Genomic DNA, 23,592 nt, shown 5'->3' on the forward strand with positions numbered 1-23,592 from the left:
CAGTTATCATACGATTTGGAGATAACAACAGAATTTCATTGCTTCCACTTTTCGGAAGCTTTATTCGTTTAAGACAAATTGCCAACGGCCGTTACAAAGTAATCGACACCTTTGATTAAAATGTCTTCGTCGACCATAAATTTGGGGTTGTGGTTCGGATAGATGACACCGTCACATTCTTTTGAGGTGTTTAAGAAAGGAAAGCAGGCCGGCGCTTCTTTTGCGAAATAGGCGAAGTCTTCGCTTCCCATGCTCGCCTTTTCCATGCGCTTGACGCTCTCTTCCCCAAAAGCTTCCTTACTGAGGTCGATCAGCTTTTTAGTAAGTTCCGTGTCGTTAATTAAAGCAGGGTAGCCGAACTTGTAATTAATTTCTGCTTTGCCGCCATAGCTTTCAGCCGTACTCTTGCAGATTCTTTCACAGCCTTCGGCAATTAATTTTCGTACCGATTCGTTTAAGCAACGAACCGTTCCGTTAATGGTGACCTTGTTCGGAACAATGTTGTATTGGCTTCCGCCGTGAATTTGGCCGATGGTGAATACGGCAGAATCTAAAGCATTTACCCGGCGAGACATGAAGGCTTGCAGGGCAAGGACCGCCGATGCTGCCATGGGGATCGGGTCGATGGTATCGTGCGGATACGCGCCGTGTCCGCCTTGTCCGATGAAGTCGATGGTAAATTCGTCGAGAGATGCCATCATCGGGCCCGGGACAAATCCCATTTGACCGATTTCAATTTCACCGGAGAGAACGCCGACGTGTTGGCCCAGAATGAAATCGACCTTCGGTTCATTTAAGCAACCTGCGTCGATCATCGGTTTGGCGCCACCGTCCTTTTCTTCGGAGGGTTGGAAGAGCAGTTTTACTTTGCCGGACCATTTATCCTTGTTTTCGTTTAAAACGATGCCTGTCGTTAACAAAATGGCCGTATGGCAATCGTGCCCGCAGGCGTGCATGTTCCCGTTTTCAGATTTAAAGGGCAGGTCCGTTTCCTCTTTAATCGGCAGTGCATCCATGTCCCCTCTCAAACCGACGGTTTTGCCGGGGCTGCCGCTATCGATGAGGGCGACGACGGCGGATCCTTCTACGATTTTTTCGTAGGATATTCCATATTCGTCAAGTACAGAGCAAACATACTTCACCGTTTTCTCTAAATCGAATCCGATTTCGGGAATTTGATGGAGATCTCTTCTGAATTTAATCAGATTTTCTTCTGCTTTTTTTCGATCAAATTCAAATTTTTTCATTACTTTTCCTCCTTTTTCCTCGTTTTAATTCCGAAGAAGATCGTCGCAAAGACTGCCGACGGAACAATGACGTAAGTCGGCAAACCGGCTTTGATCATGATGACCGTTAAGACAAGAGCAAAGATCCCGCTCTTTAAATCCTTAATCGCAAACATGGCATACATCGAACCAAAAATAGAAGGTGCGATAAAGTCAAAGGCTGCTAAAACCGAATCCGGCAAGATAGAGATAATATAACTTCCCGCGACTGCAGCCAGAACTGTGACGATTAAGTTCGTAATAATCGAACCTGCAATCCCCAATGTAGAGACTAATTCCGCCTTCTTCGTGCCGGGCTCAACCTTTACTGCCGCTTGAGCTAAGGCGGAACAGGGTACACGCATGTTCCCTAAGTTCCCAGAAATGAAACCCATAAAGGTTCCGGGAAGTCCCAAGACAGGGAAATAGGAGATTGGTTCAATTATGTAGTATGAACCGAAAATTGCCGCGATAAGTGCCCAGCCTTTTAAGATGTTTGCCATTCCCGGAAAAGCACTATAACGAATGGAAATGTATAGGGCCGGCAAAAAGGAAAATAATACGCCAAGTAAGTTTAAAATTCGACCTAATTTAATAACCGGTTGTGTATACTGCGCGTCATATTCTTGATCGATGTTTAATTTATCAGTCATGTGAAACCTCCCTATGAGCGGAAAATGCTTCCTGCGATCAAACCAATGATCAAAGCGAAGCCCAGGTTAAATTCCATCAATACAGGAATTTTTTCTCCCAGCTTGTTCAAAAGAATCATGGAAATCCCCGCAACTACTGCGGAAACCATATTTTCATTTGAGGTAATTGCGTTACTGACAGCCAAGAAACCCATGGCACCGCACATGCCGGAAATCGAAATGATACTCGTGATTTTTGTGTCCCCTTTGGTTAGCTTAAAGGAGATGCTATCCAATTTGTCCGTCAATAAACTTACTACTAACAACCAGCCGCAGCCATTCAATGCCATGACCCAGCAAGCGTTTGCGTAATTGACCAAACTATAATCGGGAGAATCCAAGGTCGTGCCCATGGCTTGCGCCGCCATTTCAGCCGCCGTGAGTTCAGTATGAGCCGCGCCGATAACAGAGAGTCTTTGCCATGCCAGAGGGCCACCTATTTTAGAAATAAGTCCAAGCATGACGACAAACACGCCTAATGCCGGGCCGATGGCAGAAATTGCGCCTGTTCGGAATGCCTTCCTTTGATCTTCAGGCGTTAAATTCACTAAGGGACTTACTTTTTTTACTTTGGTACTATAGCTAATAGCTAATGTACCGACAATTGCTACCAATGGTAAAGATAATAGCCAAAGAATAGGGTCATTTGCGTACGTTAAGTAAGAGTTCATAAAGCCCTCCTTTTCTTGTATTTTGTATCTCTTACACATTGACTGTATCACCCCCTCCCGATCTTGTCAATAGGCTTTCTATATTTTTTACTGAATTTTCTTTGTTTTACAAGAATTTTTATATAGATTTTGTCTTTTCTAGATCGAATTTATATCTATTTGTTCGTCCCGTCAAAGATATTTAATCTCATAAAAAAATAGCTATGCAGAATCTTGCATAGCTATTTCAAAAATTGATTTTATTTAATCGTATTGAACGATGCGCTTGGCCACTGCCATGGCGGCAACGCAACCTTCTCCGCAGGCGTTGATGACCTGGCGGAAATTTTTATCCACAATGTCGCCGGCGGCGTAGATGCCGTCTACGGCAGACATTTGATTTTCGTCCACATCCACGTAGCCCCTGTTTAAATCCAACAGGCCTTCTAAAAATTTCGTTTGCGGCTTCACGCCCACGTAAATGAAAATCCCCATGGATCGATCGCCTTTTTTCACCGTGAAGGTTTCATCGGTTTTGTTGTTGTAGAGAACGAGGCCGTCGGCCATGGCATCGCCTAAGACTTCCTTCAGCTCCGTATGCCACAGCACGGAAATATTTTCGTGGGCCAGAGCCTTCTCCGCCAAAAAGCGTTCGGCGCGGAAGCTGTCTCTGCGGTGGACGATGGTTACCTTCGCCCCTAAATTGGCCATGTAAAGGGCCTCTTCCACGGCGGAATTGCCGCCGCCGATGACGTAGACATCGCCATCTTGATAGAAGGCGCCGTCGCAGGTGGCGCAGTAGCTGATGCCCCGGGAGACGAATTTTTCTTCGCCGGGAACGCCTAATTGGTTGGGCTTGGAGCCCGTGGCCACGATGACGTATTTGCCTTCGTAGCTGCCGTTTTCCGTCTTCACGATCTTCGTCTCGCCCGCTGACTCAACGGATACCACCCGCTCGCGAACGGTGGCGGCACCAAAGGACGCAGCTTGCTTCGCCATGCGCATGCCGATGGCCATGCCCGTGTCGTCAGCCAGTGCCCCGGGGAAATTTTCCAGAGACATGGTAAGGCTCATTTGGCCGCCGTCCATTTCCGGTTCAAAAATCACCGTGTTTAAATGGGCGCGGCTCGCGTAAATGGCGGCCGTGAGCCCTGCCGGGCCGCCGCCGATAATCATGACATCGTACATAATTCCCTCTTATTTCAATAATTCCAAAAGACGGCCCGTGGCTTTCCACTTCACCTGTCTTAATTCGTCGATATTCTTCGCTCCTACGAGCACCATGACGATCTTCGTCTTGTCGATCAAATCCTTTAAATACACCGAAGCGTAATCCACGCCGCCGTGGACGATGTACCTTAGAATTTCGCCGCTAATGGCGCACATGTCTGCACCGAGAATCAAACACTTCACCAGATCCAGGCCGCTTCGTATGCCGCCGGATGCGGTGATGTGCAGATCCTTCTTGCCCAATGCCACGGCTTCGTGAAGGGCGTAGGCCGTGGGAATCCCCCAGCCGTAAAGCTCCGTCATATCCGAATTATAGTAACGGAGATTTTCCACTTCAAAGAAATTCGTGCCGCCGTAGCCGGAAATATCCACGTGGCGAATGCCCAAATCATACAGGCGCTCGACGACGAAGGCATCCATGCCGAAGCCCACTTCCTTAACCAACACGGGCACATCCAAAGCCTCGTTCACGGCGCGAATCCGCTCTGCCGTGCCGCGAAAATCCCGATCGCCCTCTTCCATGGCCAGCTCCTGCGCCGGATTTAAATGGATCTGAAGGGCGTCGGCGCGAATAATCTCCACGGCCTTCTTCGCCTCATCCACGGTGAGATTGCCGTTCATGTTCCCGAGGACGATGCCCTCATCGCCGATAATCTCCCGCACGATTTCAAAACTTTCGACGGCTTCCTCATCTTCCATGGCGATGGTTTCACTGCCCACAGCCATGGGAAGCTCAAAGCGCTTGGCAAGATGAGCCAAATCCGCATTGATGTTTTCCGCAAACTCCGTGCCGCCGGTAATGGCGTTAATCATAAGGGGAAAATGAATCCTCTTGCCCAAATACGTCGTGGACGTGTCGATTTCATCCACCGAAAGCTCCGGTAGCGAAATATGAGGCAAATACATATCGTTGAAAAGCGGATCCCCTCGGTAGTCCGTCTTCAAATAATTTTCTACATGCTCTCTTTTTCTATACTTTCTCACTTGCATCCCAGCCTTTACTTACTATGATGGCTCTATCATACCATCAAAACCTTGTTGCCTCAAAGATATTTATACCATTTATCACCTGAAAATTCTCCTCGGAATTTCTTCTTATCGTTTCCGCCCACAAAAAAACCGCCCGAAGGCGGCTTTGAATTGGGGGTCTTGGAAAACTTATTCAGAAAGTCTTTGGGTATCAAGAGAAAAGGCTAAGAGTTTAAATGCTCGTTGCCCTCAATAATTATATTAACTGATTGATATTGTTTGTACTATTTCGAGTTCGTTAATCTCATATTTTATCTCCGTATGGAAGGGAATTAATGTAATTTTGCATGAAATTCCAATCAGGCACAAACTCTCCATTAATATTTATAGCAGGAAGATATATTTTTGTCTTCTTTATTAGATCCATTTTAAAGGCTCTTCCATAACTATATTTATACCTCTCTTTTTCAATCAAACTTTTAATAAATAGTGCCGTATATTTATTTATCCATTTTGCTCTGCATACAACAATATGATCACCTGTAATAAAATCATTTTCTTGATAATATATCGTTGATGTGGTATCCCCAATTATAATTGCATTTCCTTTTTCTTTTACTGAAATATCATCTAAAGGAACATAACAATCACATCCGTAACGCATTCTTGGAAAATCCTCTTTGAAGCTTCCCGTTTTCTTTTGCATGTACATGCTCCTGTCGCAGAAAACATTGCAGAGGATGTAGGTGAACAGCTTCATAAAGGGAATACCTTTTTCCTTCTTGCAGTTGCATTTATTCAGGAGGGAGCCGACTTTTAAATCACGGATAAATCGTGAAATCGAGTTGGAAATTTCCTGTTTGTTGCCGGCTTCAGATGGTATAATAGACATGGCGCAAGTCCTCCGAGGTGTGATTGGTTTTTCGTCAAATCTATTATACCAAGGTGTGGAGCTTACGCCTTTTTTTATTGGCTAAACTATTGAGTTTTCAAGGTTCGCGGACATTTCCCGTGTGGGAAGTTTCAGTGTTTTACTATTTTCATGTCCCGCCAATGTCATGGATTCCGCTGTTGTGGAGAATATCCTTCACTCTGCCAACGCTGTCCTGCCTATAAAAGAGTGCATATTCATAGGCGATAAGGGCTATAACGCGAAAGCGGTCTACAATTTGTAAAGGATGTTTACGGGGGAGAAGCCGTTATCCCTCTGAATAAGCGGAGAACATAAGACCCCAAAAAGCTGTCCGTGGACAATCCCATCTGTGGCGCAGGCCTTGCGATGCACAAGGACGGAAAAACAACCGACCATGGCCGAACCCGACAAAAATTCTGCTGCCCTTTCCGACAATCCAAAACCGGCGTCTGCCCTTGTAACCACAAAAATTGGAATAATGGGAAGAAGAACCGAAGTAATGCTTGACCACAAAATGTAAACTGTCAACATCGGAATTATGTCTTGCCATACAAAGCCTTTTCCTTGTCCATTTTCAATAAATGTAGCAAGCGTGGTATTGATTTCCGTTCCTAATAGCAAAAAATGATTAGAGCAGTTCGAAACTCAATCATCTATTTTTCATAGAGAACACTGGCCGTCCTCATAGCATTATTCTACTTTCATCATACGGTAGCCCACACCAATATGTGTTTGGATATATTGTGGAGACTCCTCTGTTGGCTCAAGTTTTTTTCGTAATGTCGCCATAAATACCCGCAGCGAAGCTACATCGTTATCCCAACTGCGGCCCCAGATATTCTGCGTGATAAAAGTATGGGTCAGTACCTTGCCAACATTCTTTGACAGCAAGCACAACAGCTTATATTCAATGGGTGTCAGGTGAAGTTCGTTTTTATCCAGATAAGCGCATCCTGCGGCATAATCCACTTTCAACTTACCATTAATAAATACAGAACTGGCGGTGAACATCTCTGCCGTCATCAGAGAGAGTCTTCGCTGCGTCACTCGAAGTCGTGCCAGCAATTCTTCTACCGAAAAGGGCTTTGTCAAATAATCGTCCGCTCCTGCATCCAGCGCCTTGATTTTATCGTTATCCTCGCTTCGAGCGCTTATTACAATAATCGGAACATTGGACCAAGAGCGAACCGTTTGAATGACTTGAACGCCATCCATATCCGGCAAGCCCAAATCCAGTAAGATGATTTCAGGATTGTGCGAAGTGGCCTCCATAATTGCTGCTGAGCCATTAGGTGCTACCACATAACGATAATCATTTGTTTTTAAAGTGGTCGTAATGAGATTTCGTACAGACGGGTCATCCTCAACCACTAATATTAAAGGTTTATTCATGAAGTTCTACCTCCCCTGCAGGTAATGTAAATTTAAAAACAGTGCCATTTGGCTGATTGTCTGAAACGGAAATCGTGCCGCCGTGGGCGGTCACAATGGACTTACAAAGGGACAGCCCCAATCCAAGGCTCCTGCAGCTATCGACCACTTTATTGGCACCACTATAAAACATATCAAAAATACGGGGTTTTTGCTCATCAGGAATCCCAGGGCCGTTGTCGGAAACGGAAACCGTGACCCATTGCTCTTTTTGATCGGTGTCTATTTCAATTACTGAACCGACAGGGGTATATTTGATGGCGTTGTCAACCAAATTGATAATCACCTGAATGATTAATTTCGCGTCAATGCGGGCAAGGATAAAGTCTTTACCACTGGTCACGCGAATGGTGTGTTCTTTACTCTTTCTGTTAATGTGCTTCAGCGCTTCGGAAACAACCTCATCCATAAGTTCGATACTCCGAGTTAGATTGACCGATCCGCCCTCAATCCGTGTGACTGCCAACAAATTTTCAACCAGATTGATTAGCCACATGGAATCGTCATAAATATCAGTAAAGGTTTGCTCCCTCAGTGTATCGTCCATCTTTTTATAATTTGCAAGCAAATTGTCTGCATTACCGGAAATTGTTGTCAAAGGCGTCCGAAGATCATGGGAGATTGCCCGCAGCAGGTTGGCACGAAGTTGTTCATTTTGTGCCAGAACAGCCGCTTCCTCCTTCTCCTTGGCATTTTTGATATTTTCCAGTGCCAATGCACACTCGCCAAGAATGGAAAGAAGCACGCTGTTTTCAAAAGAGTCCAGTGGACTACCGTTCACAGCAATACCAGCTACTCCATATACATGTTGGTTAACCCGAATCGCAAGGTATAGACACTTTGCACTGGATAATGTATCGGTCGTTGCTCCTGCGTGTTTGTTATTTCGGAAGACCCAATCGGCGACTGCTTTCTCATTCTCAGAAATTAAATTCTCTTGAGTGCTATTAACAGTACGAAAAACGTTTGGGGTGGCAAGTCCTTTACCATCAGACAGGTAGACGACGATATCTTTTTTCAGTAGCTTCATGAGTTGTTCTGCCGTAACGGTGATTACCGCTTTCTCCTCCAGCTCTTTTTGCAAAAGTTGATTGGTTTCAAAGAGAATCTTTGTACGGTAAGCTGTATGGGCAGATTGCTTTGCATTTTCCTTCAGCCGGCTAGCAAGAGAACTTGAAAGCAGCGTTACCATAAACATAATGGCAAAGGTAACAAAATAGTTCGGATCGTTAAAATTAAATGTCAGTCTCGGAGTAGTAAAGAAAAAATTAAAGGCCAACACGCTGACAACCGAAGTCAGAATCCCGTACAGACGGTTGGTTGTGATAACGGCGGTCACAAGTACACCCAATATGTAGACCGCGACAATATTGCTTTCCGTGAATCCAAGGGCGTCAAAACCACAACCAATCAATGTAGCTGCTAGCAATACGAGTATACTTTTCAGAACATCCCGCAAGGATATTGTTTCTACCTGTGCCCTTTTCTTTTTTTTCTGATAACCGGAACCTATGCTAGCGTCTGGGATCACATGAATATCTAAATTCGGTGCACTGAAAATCAGACGCTCCGTCAAGGTGGGCTTGCTGAAAATCTTTTTTCGTGCAATGGTACCTCGTCCAATTACGATTTTAGAAGTGCCGGAAAGACGGGCAAATTCCGCAATTTGATAAGGCACGTCATCGCCATAACTTGTCTCAATCGTAGCACCAAGTTGTTGTGCCAGCCGTTTATTGTACTGCAACCGTTTTTTATCCTCGTCGTTCATCGTTGCTGTGTTAGGTGTTTCCACATAAAGGGCGGTAAATGTTCCTCGGAAGGCTCTTGCCATTCTGGCAGCAGTCCGAATGATTTTTGCGTTGGATGGCGACGAGGAAAGACAAGCCAGAATGCGCTCGTCTGTATGGTAATCGCCTCGGCTCTGTACTCTGGCGTTTTCCGTTAGCAGATTTACCCGGTCAGCACACCGACGGAGGGCAATCTCACGCAATGCAGTCAGGTTTTCAAGTGTGAAGAAATTAACAGTAGCCCGCTGTGCCTGATCTTCCCGGTACACATTTCCACTTGCCAGTCGTTCCAGCAACTCCGCAGGCTCAATATCTACTAGTTCCACCTGGTCTGCCTGATCGAAAGTAGAATCCGGAATGCGCTCCCGTACCAATATTCCGTTGATTGATGCCACAGTATCGTTGAGACTTTCAATATGCTGGACATTCACAGTTGTATACACGTCAATGCCGGCGCTTAGCAGTTCCTGGACATCCTGATACCGCTTTGTATGGCGGCTGCCTTCTGCATTGGTGTGGGCATACTCATCCACCAGGATGAGCTGAGGTTTCCTCTTTAATGCGGCGTCAATATCAAATTCACGAAGCATCATTCCCTCATAGGCAACTTGCTTCACCGGGAGCTGCTCCAGGCCGTCCAAAAGTGCCGCTGTCTGAGGTCGGGCATGGGGTTCTATGTATCCAGCAACCACATCAATGCCGCGCTCCTTAGCTTGGTGAGCCGCCTGAAGCATGGTATAGGTCTTTCCGACACCTGCTGCATAACCGAAAAAGATTTTGAGTTTTCCACTTTCCTTAGTGGCTATATCGTTACGGATCGCACGAAGGAGCTGATCCGGATCTTGTTTTGGTAGTTCCATTTTAACCCTTCTATCTGTCACTCAAGTAAAGACGATTCTTTTCCAGAATACCGTCCAGCATCAGATTGACTTCCAACACATTGACAGTCTCTTCACCAAAGATACCAAAGAATCGTCCGTCGGTGCAGTTTTGGATAATCTCACGCACTTCATCTTCGGTCATATCATTTGCTTTTGCAATGCGGGTTACCTGATACTCCGCTGCTGCCGGGGAAATATGGGGATCAAGCCCACTGCCGGAACAGGTGACAAGATCCACTGGAACAGCTGTTTCGTCCATTTCAGGATTTGCATTGCGGAGCTTTTCTACACGCTCTGCCACAAGCTGTGCATATTCCTGACTTGCCGGAGAGATGTTGGAGGGAGCGGCGTACATCAGTGCCTTTCCGTTTTCATCCGTATAGGTTGAAACATCAATATTTATAATGCGCCCCCACATATGGGCCTCATCTGTATATTGCTGCCCAAGTAATTCACAGCCATATTTTTTCCCGTTTACTTCAATGATACTTCCGTTGGCATTGTCCGGAAAAATTAGCTGAGCAATTCCTGTGACAACACCCGTATAGACTACGCCGCACAGCAGCGTAAAGATTAAAAAAATCATACCCGCCTTTGGTAGTACACTTTTCATTGATTTCATAATATATACCCCCTTAACCGAAGATGGTAAGAAAAATTTTCTGAAGTAATTCCGGCTCCCATATGGCGAAACGCAGCGTAATCGCACATAGGACGGCTAAGGTCATTCCAAGAATTCCTTCAAAATACGAGATTGTTTTCTTTGTTATCGCATTCATATTTTACATCCTCCTTATACCAGACCAGTAAGCACAAGCAGAACATCAATCAGCTTCACAAAGACAAAGGGAGCTGCCAGACCGCCCAGACCATAAATCAGCAGGTTCCGTGACAGCAGCTTTCCGGCGGAAACTTCACGGTATTTCACACCTTTCAGCGCCAATGGAATGAGCGCAATAATGATGAGTGCATTATAAATAATCGCAGAGAGAACAGCACTTTGCGGGGAATGCAGCCCCATAATATTCAGAGCAGACAGGCCTGGATAAAGTCCCATAAACAGCGCTGGAATAATGGCAAAGTATTTTGCCACATCGTTGGCAATAGAGAATGTAGTCAGACTGCCTCGTGTCATCAAAAGCTGTTTGCCGATGCGCACAATGTCGATAAGCTTTGTGGGCGAAGAATCTAAATCCACCATGTTGCCTGCTTCTTTTGCTGCCTGTGTGCCGCTGTTCATGGCAACTGCAACGTCTGCTTGTGCCAAAGCCGGGGCGTCGTTGGTACCGTCGCCTGTCATGGCAACCAAATGACCCTTTGCCTGAAAATCGCGAATCATTGCCAGTTTTCCTTCTGGTGTTGCTTCCGCAAGGAAGTCATCCACACCGGCCTCGGCAGCAATGGCCGCAGCAGTAATTGGATTGTCGCCGGTGATCATAATGGTCTTGATGCCCATTTTTCGTAGATCTGCAAATTTCTCCTTCACGCCCTGCTTAATAATATCCTTCAGATAGATGACGCCGAGAATCTTGTGGTTCTTAGCTACAACCAGAGGTGTGCCGCCCTTGGACGCAATAGACTTGACAACTCGATCACAGTCCGGAGAATGCATACCGCCTGCATGGGTTACATAACTTTGCATGGCGTCTGCTGCGCCTTTTCGGATTTCATTGCCGTCAAAGTCGACGCCGCTCATACGGGTTACGGCAGTAAATGGGATAAAGTGCATATTCTTGTCCTGAAGGTTTCTGCCACGAATTCCAAACTCCTTCTTTGCCAGTACAACAACGCTTCTGCCCTCAGGGGTTTCATCGGCCAGAGAAGAAAGCTGAGCCGCGTCCGCCAATTCCTGAATATCTACACCATCTACCGGAATGAACTCTGATGCCTGTCGATTGCCCAGAGTGATTGTTCCGGTTTTATCAAGCATCAGAATGTCTACATCACCGGCGGCTTCAATGGCACGTCCACTCATGGCCAGAACATTTGCCTGGTTCAGTCGGGACATACCGGCAATACCAATGGCGGAAAGCAAGGCACCAATGGTAGTAGGCGCAAGGCACACCAACAGCGCTACCAGAGTTGTTACAGAGGTGGGATTCTCAATTCCCGCCAGCTTTGCAGAAAAAATGGAGTACGTATAGAGGGAGACTGTCACCAAAATGAAGATGATGGACAAGGCTACCAGAAAAATCTGCAAAGCAATTTCGTTAGGCGTCTTTTTCCGGGCAGCACCTTCTACCATCGCAATCATCTTGTCCAGAAAGCTTTCTCCGGCTTCATTGGTCACTCTGACAACAATCCAGTCCGACAGTACAGTGGTGCCGCCGGTGACGGCACTGCGGTCGCCGCCTGCCTCACGAATTACAGGAGCGGATTCGCCAGTTATAGCGCTTTCATCCACAGATGCCGCACCTTCCACGACTTCGCCGTCTGCCGGAATCTGCTCTCCTGCTTTGACAATCACCAGTTCCCCCTTTTTCAGCAGGGCGGATGGAACCACGGTCACACTGTCCTTCTGCGATACAGAGGGAATTTTATATGCGTCCACATCCTTACGGGATGCCCGTAGAGACTCTGCCTGTGCTTTGCCTCGGCCTTCTGCAATGGCCTCGGCAAAGTTGGCAAATAGCACGGTAAACCAAAGGATAACGGCAATCGCCAGTGTATATCCGCTTGGAGCGTCTTTTAACCCAAACAGGGACACCAGCCAAAGGATGCTGGTCAAAATCGCAGACACAAAAACCAGAAACATGACCGGGTTTTTTGCCTGTGTTTTCGGACTTAATTTTACAAAAGAATCTTTAACTGCCCTGCCTAACATTTTCCGGTTGGCAAAAGCACTTTTCTGTTTTGTACTCATATCTGTAAACCTCCTTTACGCAATGCTGCCAAAGAACTCAGCAAGTGGACCAAGGGCAAGTGCCGGGAAGAAGCTCAGTGCACCGATCAGAAATACCACAAGAATCAGCAGGAAAACAAACATTCCATTTGTGGTAGACAAGGTACCCGCAGTCGTGGCGATTTTCTTTTTCCCGGCCAGGCTACCTGCGATTGCAAGTGTGCCGATGATGGGCAGGAACCGGGCAAAGAGCATCACCAGTCCCAGGCTTACATTTAGAAATACGGTATTCGCATTGAAACCGGCAAAGGCCGAGCCGTTATTGCCGCCACAGGATGAGTAGGCGTACAGCATTTCAGAGAAACCGTGGGCGCCGCTGTTATTCAGGCTATCCATGACAGAGGGTACTACAGCGGCAAGGCCACTGCCGACCAGAATTGCAATGGGCGTTGCAAGGCAAACCAGTACCGACCATTTCATCTCATAAGGCTCAATTTTCTTGCCAAGGAATTCCGGGGTACGGCCTACCATCAGACCAGCAATAAACACCGCCAGAATGGCAAAGGCAAGCATACCGTAAAGGCCGCTTCCCACGCCGCCGAAAATAACCTCACCAAGCTGCATCAGCAGCATAGTCACCATACCGCCAAGAGGCGTGTAACTGTCATGCATGGAGTTTACAGAGCCGTTGGAGGCTGCTGTGGTGAAGGCTGCCCAGGTAGAGGATGCCGCAATGCCGAAGCGGGTCTCCTTGCCTTCCATATTGCCGCCAGCCTGTTCTATCATAGAGGTATTGACTGTACCATTTTGTGCAAGCTGAGATGTACCGACCTGCTCACTGACAGCGATGCAACCCAAGGCAACAACCAGACAGAGGAACATTGCCATAAAGATTGCGATACCTTGCTTCTTGTTCTTTACCGCAGAGCCGAATGTGAAGCACAGTGCCGCCGGAATTAGAAGAAGGGAAATCATTTCAATCAGATTGGTAAAGGCATTGGGGTTTTCCAAAGGATGTGCAGAGTTGACGCCCATGTAGCCGCCGCCGTTGGTGCCGGTCTGCTTGATTGCGACCTGACTGGCTGCAGGACCCATTGGTACGAACTGCTCGGTGACGATCTGTGCATCCGAAGAGATTTCGCCATCTACAGTGACGGTTGCGGTGTCTAAGTCAATTACTGCATCCTTAAGGATTTCACCTTCTGCACTGACAGCAATCGGTTCTGCAAGAGATACGGTTTCTGAAATTTTCAGATTCTGGATTACACCGCCGCCTACCAGCAACAGAGAAATGACCAGATTCAGTGGAAGCAGGATGTGAACCACAATGCGGGTCAAGTCCACCCAAAAGCTCCCTAACCCGGTGGATTTCACCTTGATAAAGCCGCGGATCAAAGCAAACAGAACGGCGATACCTGTGGCTGCGGAAACAAAGTTCTGAACAGTCAGACCTAAAGCCTGGGTGAGATAACTCAATGTAGATTCACCGGAATATGCCTGCCAGTTTGTATTGGTAATGAAACTTGCAGAAGTATTAAATGCCAAATCCCATTTCACACCGGAAAGATGCTGCGGGTTTCCGGGAAGAACGCCCTGTAAAAGTTGGAGCAGGAACAGAAAAACAAGTCCAACACCGGAAAAAACCAATACGCTTACCGCATATTTTTTCCATGTCATCTGTTCTGCTTTATCTACACGCATAATCCTGTAAACAAGGTTTTCACACGGTGTCAAAATTTTGGACAAAAAAGTTTTCTCGCCATTCATAACTTTGCTTATGTATGCGCCCAACGGAATTGCCAAAACAATCAGAATGGCAAGGTATAAAACATACTGAATTATGGTGCTCATGCCTGCTCATCTCCCTTCATTAAAATATAGACATACCACAGCAGCATTGCTGCCGCACATACACCTATGAGTGCAATTAGTATTTGCATAAGATTCATCCTCCTTTTTTGATACTCCAAGTATCATAAAGCCTTTCATCTAAAAGTGGCATTAGTCATCTTTTGTGGATATAAAGATAAAATAAAGATTATAACCAACCTAAAATATATGTCATCGGAAAGGCGATAACGATTGTACTGATACAGACACACGCCAAAACCAGTAATGGCATTCCAATAAAGATGGAGATGAAGCCAAGTAGCGGATGATGCCAAATAAAGCGTTTCGCTTTTGCGTCAAATCTCTGTTCAAATCTTCTCGCTGCATTTATAATGCTCATAACTGTTCACCTCATTTCTTTCTTGCAAAGTCATAATGCCACTAAAAGTATTAAGAGGGAAAAAGTGTCCTGCAATCGAAACTAAGATTGTATAAGTTTTTATAAGATGAATTGCAAATAATATTGCGACACCTAAACCAAACTAAGTTCGTGCATAAATAAATCAAATGGAGTTTGATATTCTAGACATTTTCTATGTCTGGTATTAAGCTCCATTAAGTTTTTAATCAGCTCATTATTAAGACTTGACCTAGATACTTCTTCATTAATCATCTATTCCACCTCCATATAAAAGTAACTCTTTGTATCTTCTTAACTTCTCTTGATGGATTTTTCTTCTAAAATCTTCTCCCGTAACTTTAACTGGTATTGTCATTTCAAGTATTCTTGAATATATCCTCTGATACTCAAATTCAATATTAGGATTTTGAATAATTTCCAATGATAAGTTTGTAAAGAAAAATCCTGAAAAACGCTGTATTACCAACGCTTTTCAGGATTCAGAAAACACAAAATATTTATTCCCACTCGGCAAGTCCAAAGATGTTATTAAATATATTTGTTTAAGTTTTATATCTTTTTTGCCGTTATTTCATCATCTGCTCAAAATAAGAAATGAGCTTATGATATTCTGCCGTCTGTAAATCAAGTTTCTCATATCCATCTTGTTTGATCAGAAGGACCGTCCGGCAGACTTTCAGTAATAGTTCGATGTCATGCGTAATAATAAGTGTCGGGCGACCTTTGGCAAGTTCAAAGATAAGCTCGGCGATTTTATCCATGTGCATGTAATCCAAACCGCTGGTCGGCTCATCCAAAATAAGAATTTGCTTTTCACTCAAAAAAGCATTGGCGAGAGCCAGCCTTTGCTTTTGCCCGCCGGATAAGTTTTGCGGATGCTCGCTGCGTTTATTCCAAAGATCAATATGCTTAATGATCCAAGAGACCTCTGCCAAATAAGCATCGCTTATTTTTTTGCCGTTCGCGAGCGCCTCGTTTTCTACGGTATCAAAAAACAGCTGGTAGTCTACATCCTGCATCATGTAGTAGGCATTTTTCAGTCGTTCTCGCTGAGTTTTTCCCCATGAAATATCTTGCTTCTTGCCGGCAAGTCCGCAGAGAACACGACCTAAACTGCTTTTTCCGATACCATTTGTGCCGACAATCCCCATGATTTCATCGGAATGTAAGTCAAAGGATAAATTCGAGATGAGTTCTTTTTTGCCTACAGAGACATGAACATCCTTCGCAGAAAAAACACGCTCACCTGTCTTTGTCGTGTTGTGCGGAACAAGTGCGGAAAAATCTATCGCTCGAAGTCCCAAGTATTTACAATCGGATGATTTTAGTTCGCCCGCATCAAATTCTTTGATAAAAGTTCCGCCTTTCATGACATAGAGCTTATCGTAGAGATCCTCCAAAAAATATAGTCGGTGTTCGGCGATGATGATGGTTCTACCCGACGCTTTGAGCAATTTCAGGATGCCTTGCAAATCTCGGATACCTTCTTGATCAAGGGAAGCTGAAGGCTCATCAAAGAAAATAATCTTTGTGTCATAAACTAAGGTAGAGGCAATAGCTACCCGCTGTTTTTCTCCGCCGGAAAGTTCATTCAAATTTTTATCCATTAAGTGAGCAATGCTCATGTACTCAAAAGCTTTCTTCACCCGTTTTCTCAGTTCCGCCTGCGGCATGCCGAGGTTCTCTCCGACAAGGGCGACCTCATCTTCTGCCTTGCGGGTAAAGAATTGATCGGATGGATTTTGAAATACGTTGCCGATGACCTTAGCCAAGGTACCCGTCTTAAAATCATGCAGATTTTGATCCAATAATGTGACTTTGCCATCCAGTGTGCCTTCATACTGATCCGGTATGAGTCCGTTCATCACTCTGGTAAGCGTTGTTTTTCCGCAGCCGGAATTACCGGTGAGTACGACCAGTTTTCCCGGTGCGATCGCAAAATGAATAGCATGCAAAGATGACTTTTCTGCTCCTTGATAGGTGAAGCGCTCAATATTGACTTTCATGATGTCCATAGTGCAACTCTCAAAAGCGCCACGCCGGCAAACAGGCTGATGCCATCTGCGAATTTAAAGCGCATATCATAATAACTGGTTTTTTCTCCTTCATACTCGATACCTTTGGCAATAATTGAAGAGACGAGAGTTTCGCTGACATGCAAACATTTATAGACCAAGGAAACAAAGTACAGCTCAAAAGTACGGACGGTATGCAAAAGTGAAGCATGAAAACCGCGGATTTTCATTCCGGCTTTAATTTCCTTAAGTCTAAGCAGTATTTCGTCAAGAAAGCGCAGCGCGGTAACAAGACCGACCGATAGACTTATGGGTAAATGCAACTGGTGCATAGCCGTAAAAATTTTAGTCGAACCTGTCATGACCAGTGCACAACCAATATTCATGATCGGAAACAACTGAAGAATTAAAATGGCAAGTCCTAAAAAAGCTCCTGTTGTAAAACCTAATGAGATATGAGCCAGAAGCACTGCCACACCAAATATACCTGCATAAAAAACGAGATTTTTTATGCAGGTTCGAGCGGAACGAGACAGCAAGATTAAAAAGCTTGCCGCACAGGTGATTCCATATAACCATGGATTGCGAGTAAAGACCAAGAAGGAAAACAGGATCGTTAAGGCAAATAGCGTAAGCGGATGAAGATATCCCTCTTGGTCTTTTCTGCGGGAAAATGATCGGCTCATCTTATTTGAGCTTGCTCTGCTGAGTGCTTTTCTCAAAGAACTTATTGTTGATGAATACTCCGAAAAATCCGGCTAACAAGCACAGCACAACATTAACGGCAGCAGCTATCAAAATCACTTCATTTGTATAGGCGGCAACCATTTGTGCTGCTTGTTCTGGAGAAAAGGTAGATGACATGTATTTTACTAAACCTTCGACGCCTAAAATTTTTGTTAAAAGAATGCTGTGCATCGAATCTGTAAACATGGCAATACTAAAAGCAATGGCGATGCGTTTGCTATTATCGTACTTTCCGATTATCAGCTCGCAGACAATCCCTGCAATCAGAGTAATCGGAATCATGATCCCATAACCTAAAATTGCATATACCAACCCAAGCACAGCCCAAAAGAGAAGCGCTGTGCCACGCTTTCGTACTTTTCGAGCCGTAATCACAAAGGTCGGTCCGATCACAAAAGCGGCAAACCCGGCTGAAATGTAGAGGGCAGCCATGCCTAAAAGTCCCGTCCCTTTCTGAACATTTAATTTTCGACAACATCAGGCACAATCATTTTTTGTCGAAGATGTTGTTGTTAGTTCCAAACTTCAATTTGCGAATCTCCAGCTTTCCGCCTTACTTCTCGATTCGATAAGATCTCGATAAAGACCTCCTTGCAGCATCAATTCATCATGTGTACCGCACTGCTCAATCCCTGCTTTGTTCAGTACCAAAATCCGGTTTGCATTACGGATCGTCTTCAAGCGGTGCGCGATCATGATGACGGTTTTGTTTTGAGTAAGGGCTTCAATGGCTGCTTTCAGCTTGTCTTCGTTTTCCGGATCAACATTTGCAGTAGCTTCATCAAAGATGATAATCGGTGCATCTTTCAGCATTGCCCTGGCAATGGAAATGCGCTGTTTTTCTCCGCCGGAAAGACTTGTTCCACCTTCTCCGATCATGCTCTGATAGCCATCGGGCAAGGCGGAAATAAAATCATGGCACTGAGCCTTTTTTGCCGCCGCAATCACATCATCGCGGGTGGCATTTGGGCATCCGAATTTAATGTTGTTTTCAATCGTATCGGCAAAAAGATAGACATCTTGGAAGACCATCGAAATATGATTCATGAGATTTTCGAGGGAGTAATCTTTTATGTTCTTTCCTCCAAGGCGAATCTCTCCTGAATTGACATCCCAAAAGCGAGAGATCAAATTGCAAAAAGTTGTTTTCCCTGAACCAGACGGCCCTACGATAGCCGTCATTGATCTTTCGGGGATATAGCAAGACACATTATTTATGATTGGCTTTTCGCCATAGGCAAAGGAAACATTTTTAAATTCAATATCGTGTTGCTGAAGTTCATCATTGATATGACCTTCCGGCATATCTTGCATTTGATTGACGTAATCATAAGAATCCATCGCGTTGTCAATGGTTCTAAGCATGGCCATAGCACTACCAGAAGCCAATAAACTGTTAAAAATCACAAAACTGGCAACCAGCGTCATGATGGTATAGTCCAAAGAAAGCTCTCCCGAAAAGTAGCATGAAAGTGCTGTGGCAATCATAACCGAAATCGTGATCGCAATGATGATTTTCAGCAGTACCGTGTAAGGCGTAACGGCCTTTTCAAGGCTCAACGTCGATATTTTTGTTTCTTCAAAACTTTGATCCAGCTTGTTGTTATTTTGTCCGCCCAAGTTATAGGACTTGATGATCTGCATACCTTGCAAGGTTGCCAGCACTTCTTTCGTGAGATCGTTTTGTACAACAGAAACTCGATCCGAACTCTTTTTAGATCTTTGCTGCATTAAAGCGGCCGCCGCCAAGAAAATCAAAGACCCAGCGATAGCAATGAGTGCAATTTTCCAATGCAGCATAAAAAGGGACAGGATAAATACCACGGTTACAAGCAGACCGCCGAATACCATAATAAAAAGTGTGGGCACCCAAGTTTCGAGACTGTCCAACTTTGTCGTCGCAATGGCCGTTAAATTTCCTAAGCTAAAATCATTGAAAAAGCCCATTGGCACTTTTTTGATTTTTTCTCCCATAGCGATACGTTTATTTGCGGCTGTAAAATAGCCGGCATGCGTTTGCTTAAGCATGGAATTTTTCTTAGAAATAATGATGCCCAGTAAAGAAAGCACTAAGAATGCGCTGCACATACCAATCGTCTGCCACGTAATTTCCTGCTTTATAATCGCCGCAATGACCAAATAGATGGCCATAAATTGAAAAACGTTAAAAATCGCGCCCAAAAAACTCCAGATCACCGAGGAGCGAATCATTCCTTGCTCACGCTCTGCAAATTTCCATAACTTCTTAAATGTATTAATCATTTTCTTCACCTCGCATGGCCGCACTCCACAATTCTTGGTAAACCGGAGAATCTTTTAATAGTTCATCGTGTGTTCCGTGATTTTCAACATATCCATCATGGATTACAAATATTTGATCCACATCTGCAATGGTTTTCAGTCGATGGGCGATAATAATGAGCGTTTTGCCTTTTACCAATGTGGCGATGGCATCTTGCAAAATAGCTTCATTTTCTGGATCGATATAGGAAGTGGCTTCATCCAAAATGACAATCGGTGCATCTTTGAGCATGGCGCGTGCAATAGAGATGCGTTGGCGCTCACCGCCGGAGAGATGCCCGCCACCTTCTCCGGCAACCGTTTCATAGCCTTGTGAGAGCTTCATAATGAAATCGTGGCAGCCCGATTTTTTAGCGATTTCTATAATTTCCTCATCCGTTGCATTTTTTTTGCCGATGCGAATATTATCTTTGATGGAAATATCAAACAAATAATTGTCTTGAGATACATAAGAAATAGCATCCGAAAGCTGTTCTAAAGGCATATCCTTGAGAGCTATGCCACCAATTGTTATGGTTCCACTATCGGTATCCCAAAATCCGGCGAGGAGCTTTGCAACGGTCGATTTCCCTGAGCCAGAATACCCGACGAGTGCATTGACACTACCTTCATTGATGTGCAGATTGACATCCTTGATAACCTGATTGTTGTCATCGTAAGAGAAATACACGTGATCGAAAGTGATGTCATAGCGTGAAATGTTTAGTGTACCGGTTGCGTGGGATAACTCTTTTGAGTTGAGAACTTTTTCAATCTCACCGGCAATGGTTTTGATGCGACCCATATCGTCCTCATAAGACATCACCTGCATGATATTTGAGATTGTGCCAAACGATAAAATAATCAACATCAAAAGATGAGCGCCGCTTAGGCTACCTTGCATACAGAAGAAAAGGCCAAACGGAATGATGGTTAAAATACCCATCGGTGCAAGCGACATGCTCACCGCATAATCGTTGTTGTTCAAGCCCATCCACTTGCAGTAATAATCTGCTTTGGCATAAACATTATCGCTGTATTTTTTATAGGATGTATCGCCTTGATTAAAAGACTTAATGACTTCGATGCCGTTGATATATTCCACAATTGAGTTGTTCATGTCTTGACCAATTTTGACTGCTTTGGGAAACATTTTAGGCATGCGCTTCATCGGGCCGGCCATAAAAAACATGCCGATCACAAGAGGAACCAGTGCCAAGAGCGAAACGCGCCAATCGAGTACAAACATGTAAACAAGAAGTAAAACCGGGCCAACAATATTAGCGGTCATTTCAGGAATCAGGTGAGCCAGGGTTGTCTCCATGCTGTCAACTTGATTCACGATGACATCTTTTAGCTTTCCTGTGCTTAAATTCAAAATGTTTCCTAACGGCATTTTGAAAAGTTTGTCCATGATATCTCGCCTGATTTCACACAAAGCACCATAGGTCGCCGTATGAGAAATCGTGGTGGAAATACCCATAAAAACTTCTTTTGCGCACAGCAGTGCGAGAATACTGAGGACTCCTTTAGTATAAAAAGCAAAATTTGTATTCCCTGCAATGAGGGCAATGATCATTTTGCTCAAGAGCACATAGGTAAAAAGTCCTGCCAGTACACCCAAAACGGCAAAAAGAACCGAGAAAAAGTAGCCGGTCTTATTTTTGGCGATGTACTTTTTCAATAAGTTCATATCAAAAAACCTCCTTAGTAAATGAATGAAATGCGGAAATTGATGGAAGATTTTAGAGTCCGGAAACTTCCGCTTACTGAGAAGTCGAACGAGTAAAATAACCTTCAATCATGGATACCAAGTGCTGTCTGTTCTTTAGAAAATTTTCACGTGTATCTAAAATTTCACAGGATAACAAGCTTGCATTGATGAGATTCGTTACAAATTCATAGTCATCATCAGTAAGCAATCCGCAGTCGTACCCATTCATAAAATGCTTAAAGTAAGTAATCGAATCCCTCTTGAGTTTTTCATATAATGCGTTAAGCTGTTCATTTTTCTTAATCTCACCAAGAAATATGACATAGATAGGCGTAAAAGGATTATTCGCCAACATTTTATCGACGACAACTTCAGCCAAGATATGTGGTGTAAGCTTGTTCCCCATATGTTGAACCGTGTTTGTTACCGTCGCTTCACGCATCCTGCTTCCTCTATCCATAATGTCGTAGAGGATTTCTGCCGTATTTTTGTAGTAGTAGTATAATCCGCCGGCTGATAAACCGGATTTTTCACGAACATCATCCATCGTCGTATTGTTAAAGCCCTTAGAAGAAAAGAGTGCCATAGCAGCCTTTTGAATGTCTTCTTTACGCATTTCCGGATCTAATCGTTCTCTGACCATCATTTTCCTCTCCTTGACCATCATTTTCCTCTCCTTACCGATATTAATCTCGGTAAGGAGAAATTACCATAGACTAACTTATTTGTCAAGAATTTTATGCGATAATGGCAATTCACCTAATGTTGCATAAAAAAAGAACCCTGCCAGATAGAACAAGATTCTTGTAACGCGTAATGCTTCTTAGTTTAATTTTAGGATGAACATCGCTGTGAGCTTATTGATTTTCGTACCACATACTAAATTTTCGTACCCCTTAGTATTAGGTTCGTACCCTAAGCGGCGATGCCGTTAAAATGTATCAAATATGGTGTTTTGTTCTCATATACAACTCCGTCATATGGTTCGATTAGCTCAGTCAATAGTCTTACAACGCTTGAAGGTGTATAAAATTCACCGTCTTCCTTTGTTCCTGATGCTGCATATATTTGTAAAAAATATTCGTAGACTCTTCCGATCAAATCTTCTTCATGGAATCTATCTCCATTTATCTTATTTATCTCATCGATTAGACTTTTAATTTTACTTGCCGGAGCTCCTAAAGTAGCGTACAAATTTTGAGGCAAAATTCCTTTTAGGGAAGGATTGTCCTCCTCTATGTCTTTCATTGCTGTATCTATTTTTATTGCTATATCATCTGCCGATGCATTTTTAACTATGTAACTCCACCTGGATGTTTCATTTAGATAATAAACATTGTCAGCATGATAAGTGGCCGGCATCTCTCTTAGCATGAATAAATCAGGATGTTCTTCTTCAATTTGTTTTTTTCTTGTTTCAAACTTATCTCCTGCAAACTTTAAGAAAACTAATCCTATTACAGCGTCTCTATTTTTTCAGTACTTCCATATCCTCTTAATGATACTCTGCAATTCCATAGAACTGATTCTAAGGACAATTCCTCAGTTTTATCTTTATTTTTTGCCATTTCACATCTCCTTTAATTAATTATCCAGCACTGATATTCCAAAATCTCCAGTACATCACATTTAAACTACCTACAAATTTTGCCCGGTACTTCTATGCCTATACTCTCATCCCATCCTGCTTTGTCATTACATGTAGAGTTATATTTATGGCATTTTGTAGGCCCGGTTTATTCTTTCTTCATCTTTTATTTTTTCCATAATCTATCATTGGAAAGACATCATCCATCTCAGGTAATGCATCTACTATGTACAGTCCTTCGACAGTATTATACCAAATTTTATAACTCTATCTTTGTAGGATGAAAGAAGGTTTTGAGTTCGGGAGATAAGCATTAAAAAACCGCCCGAAGGCGGCT

Annotated in this window: 18 protein-coding genes and 3 pseudogenes; all 21 read right to left on the bottom strand. The window is 44.1% G+C overall.

Annotation, left to right across the window (positions count from 1 at the left end; all coding sequences use genetic code 11):
- Positions 1-68 precede the first annotated feature (68 nt).
- The 21 genes and pseudogenes from WKT05_RS00610 to WKT05_RS00710 all read right to left on the bottom strand — a co-directional run bounded on the left by WKT05_RS00610 (position 69) and on the right by WKT05_RS00710 (position 23,125).
- The gene (locus WKT05_RS00610) at positions 69-1,247 is read right to left on the bottom strand and encodes a M20 metallopeptidase family protein (protein ID WP_340412462.1); all 1,179 of its coding nucleotides are present in this window, start codon (positions 1,245-1,247) and stop codon (positions 69-71) included.
- Complete coding sequence (locus WKT05_RS00615; protein WP_340412463.1) at positions 1,247-1,918, bottom strand: hypothetical protein; 672 nt, start codon at positions 1,916-1,918, stop codon at positions 1,247-1,249. The genes WKT05_RS00610 and WKT05_RS00615 overlap by 1 nt, the downstream gene beginning before the upstream one ends.
- Before the next feature lie 11 nt (positions 1,919-1,929).
- Positions 1,930-2,628, bottom strand: coding sequence for a DUF5058 family protein (locus tag WKT05_RS00620; protein ID WP_340412464.1), 699 nt, complete (start codon positions 2,626-2,628; stop codon positions 1,930-1,932).
- Positions 2,629-2,871: 243 nt separating this feature from the next.
- Complete coding sequence (gene trxB / locus WKT05_RS00625; RefSeq protein ID WP_340412465.1) at positions 2,872-3,795, bottom strand: thioredoxin-disulfide reductase; 924 nt, start codon at positions 3,793-3,795, stop codon at positions 2,872-2,874.
- A gap of 9 nt (positions 3,796-3,804) precedes the next feature.
- Positions 3,805-4,827, bottom strand: a complete 1,023-nt coding sequence (fni, locus tag WKT05_RS00630) for a type 2 isopentenyl-diphosphate Delta-isomerase (protein WP_340412466.1) — start codon at positions 4,825-4,827, stop codon at positions 3,805-3,807.
- Positions 4,828-5,110: 283 nt separating this feature from the next.
- Complete coding sequence (locus WKT05_RS00635) at positions 5,111-5,698, bottom strand: restriction endonuclease subunit S (protein ID WP_340412467.1); 588 nt, start codon at positions 5,696-5,698, stop codon at positions 5,111-5,113.
- Between the two features lie 711 nt (positions 5,699-6,409).
- Entirely contained in the window at positions 6,410-7,111 is a 702-nt protein-coding gene (locus WKT05_RS00640; RefSeq protein ID WP_340412468.1) for a response regulator transcription factor, read from the bottom strand.
- Positions 7,104-9,797 (bottom strand): sensor histidine kinase KdpD, encoded by a 2,694-nt coding sequence (locus WKT05_RS00645; RefSeq protein WP_340412469.1) that lies wholly within the window; start codon positions 9,795-9,797, stop codon positions 7,104-7,106. The genes WKT05_RS00640 and WKT05_RS00645 overlap by 8 nt, the downstream gene beginning before the upstream one ends.
- A 10-nt stretch (positions 9,798-9,807) precedes the next feature.
- A complete protein-coding gene (gene kdpC, locus WKT05_RS00650; RefSeq protein WP_340412470.1) occupies positions 9,808-10,440 on the bottom strand; it encodes a potassium-transporting ATPase subunit KdpC in 633 nt (210 codons plus the stop codon).
- Between the two features lie 171 nt (positions 10,441-10,611).
- On the bottom strand, positions 10,612-12,681 hold the full coding sequence (kdpB, locus tag WKT05_RS00655) for a potassium-transporting ATPase subunit KdpB (protein ID WP_340412471.1): 2,070 nt from the start codon (positions 12,679-12,681) through the stop codon (positions 10,612-10,614).
- Between the two features lie 15 nt (positions 12,682-12,696).
- Positions 12,697-14,511 (bottom strand): potassium-transporting ATPase subunit KdpA, encoded by a 1,815-nt coding sequence (gene kdpA, locus WKT05_RS00660; RefSeq protein WP_340412472.1) that lies wholly within the window; start codon positions 14,509-14,511, stop codon positions 12,697-12,699.
- A 187-nt stretch (positions 14,512-14,698) separates the two neighbouring features.
- Complete coding sequence (locus WKT05_RS00665) at positions 14,699-14,890, bottom strand: hypothetical protein (protein ID WP_340412473.1); 192 nt, start codon at positions 14,888-14,890, stop codon at positions 14,699-14,701.
- 132 nt (positions 14,891-15,022) lie between these two features.
- Positions 15,023-15,124: pseudogene (locus tag WKT05_RS00670) on the bottom strand (IS30 family transposase); the annotation flags it as partial.
- Positions 15,125-15,155: 31 nt separating this feature from the next.
- Positions 15,156-15,350, bottom strand: a pseudogene (locus WKT05_RS00675) (ATP-binding protein); the annotation flags it as partial.
- A gap of 127 nt (positions 15,351-15,477) precedes the next feature.
- Positions 15,478-16,926 (bottom strand): ABC transporter ATP-binding protein, encoded by a 1,449-nt coding sequence (locus WKT05_RS00680; RefSeq protein WP_340412475.1) that lies wholly within the window; start codon positions 16,924-16,926, stop codon positions 15,478-15,480.
- Positions 16,914-17,612, bottom strand: coding sequence for an energy-coupling factor transporter transmembrane component T family protein (locus WKT05_RS00685; RefSeq protein WP_340412476.1), 699 nt, complete (start codon positions 17,610-17,612; stop codon positions 16,914-16,916). The genes WKT05_RS00680 and WKT05_RS00685 overlap by 13 nt, the downstream gene beginning before the upstream one ends.
- A 1-nt stretch (position 17,613) precedes the next feature.
- Positions 17,614-18,108 (bottom strand): annotated as a pseudogene (locus WKT05_RS00690) (MptD family putative ECF transporter S component); the annotation flags it as partial.
- Positions 18,109-18,198: 90 nt separating this feature from the next.
- Positions 18,199-19,935: an ABC transporter ATP-binding protein gene (locus WKT05_RS00695; protein WP_340412477.1), complete on the bottom strand. Its 1,737-nt coding sequence runs from the start codon at positions 19,933-19,935 to the stop codon at positions 18,199-18,201.
- A complete protein-coding gene (locus WKT05_RS00700) occupies positions 19,928-21,646 on the bottom strand; it encodes an ABC transporter ATP-binding protein (protein WP_340412478.1) in 1,719 nt (572 codons plus the stop codon). Before WKT05_RS00700 ends, WKT05_RS00695 begins: the two co-directional genes overlap by 8 nt.
- Positions 21,647-21,719: 73 nt before the next feature.
- Positions 21,720-22,313: a TetR/AcrR family transcriptional regulator gene (locus WKT05_RS00705; protein WP_215506847.1), complete on the bottom strand. Its 594-nt coding sequence runs from the start codon at positions 22,311-22,313 to the stop codon at positions 21,720-21,722.
- 269 nt (positions 22,314-22,582) lie between these two features.
- Positions 22,583-23,125, bottom strand: coding sequence for an N-6 DNA methylase (locus WKT05_RS00710; protein ID WP_340412482.1), 543 nt, complete (start codon positions 23,123-23,125; stop codon positions 22,583-22,585).
- Positions 23,126-23,592: the final 467 nt, after the last annotated feature.

The sequence above is a fragment of the Peptoniphilus sp. HCN-40583 genome (assembly GCF_037892835.1).
GTDB classification, from domain to species: Bacteria; Bacillota; Clostridia; order Tissierellales; family Peptoniphilaceae; genus Aedoeadaptatus; species Aedoeadaptatus rachelemmaiella.

What these genes read in the sequence shown, in the direction of transcription:
- WKT05_RS00685 (WP_340412476.1), bottom strand. Translation starts at nt 17,612, where the DNA reads ATGAGCCGATCATTTTCCCGCAGAAAAGACCAAGAGGGATATCTTCAT.
- WKT05_RS00700 (WP_340412478.1), bottom strand. Translation starts at nt 21,646, where the DNA reads ATGAACTTATTGAAAAAGTACATCGCCAAAAATAAGACCGGCTACTTT.
- WKT05_RS00705 (WP_215506847.1), bottom strand. Translation starts at nt 22,313, where the DNA reads ATGATGGTCAGAGAACGATTAGATCCGGAAATGCGTAAAGAAGACATT.
- trxB (WP_340412465.1), bottom strand. Translation starts at nt 3,795, where the DNA reads ATGTACGATGTCATGATTATCGGCGGCGGCCCGGCAGGGCTCACGGCC.
- kdpB (WP_340412471.1), bottom strand. Translation starts at nt 12,681, where the DNA reads ATGAGTACAAAACAGAAAAGTGCTTTTGCCAACCGGAAAATGTTAGGC.
- kdpC (WP_340412470.1), bottom strand. Translation starts at nt 10,440, where the DNA reads ATGAAATCAATGAAAAGTGTACTACCAAAGGCGGGTATGATTTTTTTA.
- WKT05_RS00635 (WP_340412467.1), bottom strand. Translation starts at nt 5,698, where the DNA reads ATGTCTATTATACCATCTGAAGCCGGCAACAAACAGGAAATTTCCAAC.
- WKT05_RS00610 (WP_340412462.1), bottom strand. Translation starts at nt 1,247, where the DNA reads ATGAAAAAATTTGAATTTGATCGAAAAAAAGCAGAAGAAAATCTGATT.
- WKT05_RS00680 (WP_340412475.1), bottom strand. Translation starts at nt 16,926, where the DNA reads ATGGACATCATGAAAGTCAATATTGAGCGCTTCACCTATCAAGGAGCA.
- WKT05_RS00615 (WP_340412463.1), bottom strand. Translation starts at nt 1,918, where the DNA reads ATGACTGATAAATTAAACATCGATCAAGAATATGACGCGCAGTATACA.
- WKT05_RS00640 (WP_340412468.1), bottom strand. Translation starts at nt 7,111, where the DNA reads ATGAATAAACCTTTAATATTAGTGGTTGAGGATGACCCGTCTGTACGA.
- WKT05_RS00665 (WP_340412473.1), bottom strand. Translation starts at nt 14,890, where the DNA reads ATGAGCATTATAAATGCAGCGAGAAGATTTGAACAGAGATTTGACGCA.
- fni (WP_340412466.1), bottom strand. Translation starts at nt 4,827, where the DNA reads ATGCAAGTGAGAAAGTATAGAAAAAGAGAGCATGTAGAAAATTATTTG.
- WKT05_RS00695 (WP_340412477.1), bottom strand. Translation starts at nt 19,935, where the DNA reads ATGATTAATACATTTAAGAAGTTATGGAAATTTGCAGAGCGTGAGCAA.
- WKT05_RS00645 (WP_340412469.1), bottom strand. Translation starts at nt 9,797, where the DNA reads ATGGAACTACCAAAACAAGATCCGGATCAGCTCCTTCGTGCGATCCGT.
- WKT05_RS00620 (WP_340412464.1), bottom strand. Translation starts at nt 2,628, where the DNA reads ATGAACTCTTACTTAACGTACGCAAATGACCCTATTCTTTGGCTATTA.
- kdpA (WP_340412472.1), bottom strand. Translation starts at nt 14,511, where the DNA reads ATGAGCACCATAATTCAGTATGTTTTATACCTTGCCATTCTGATTGTT.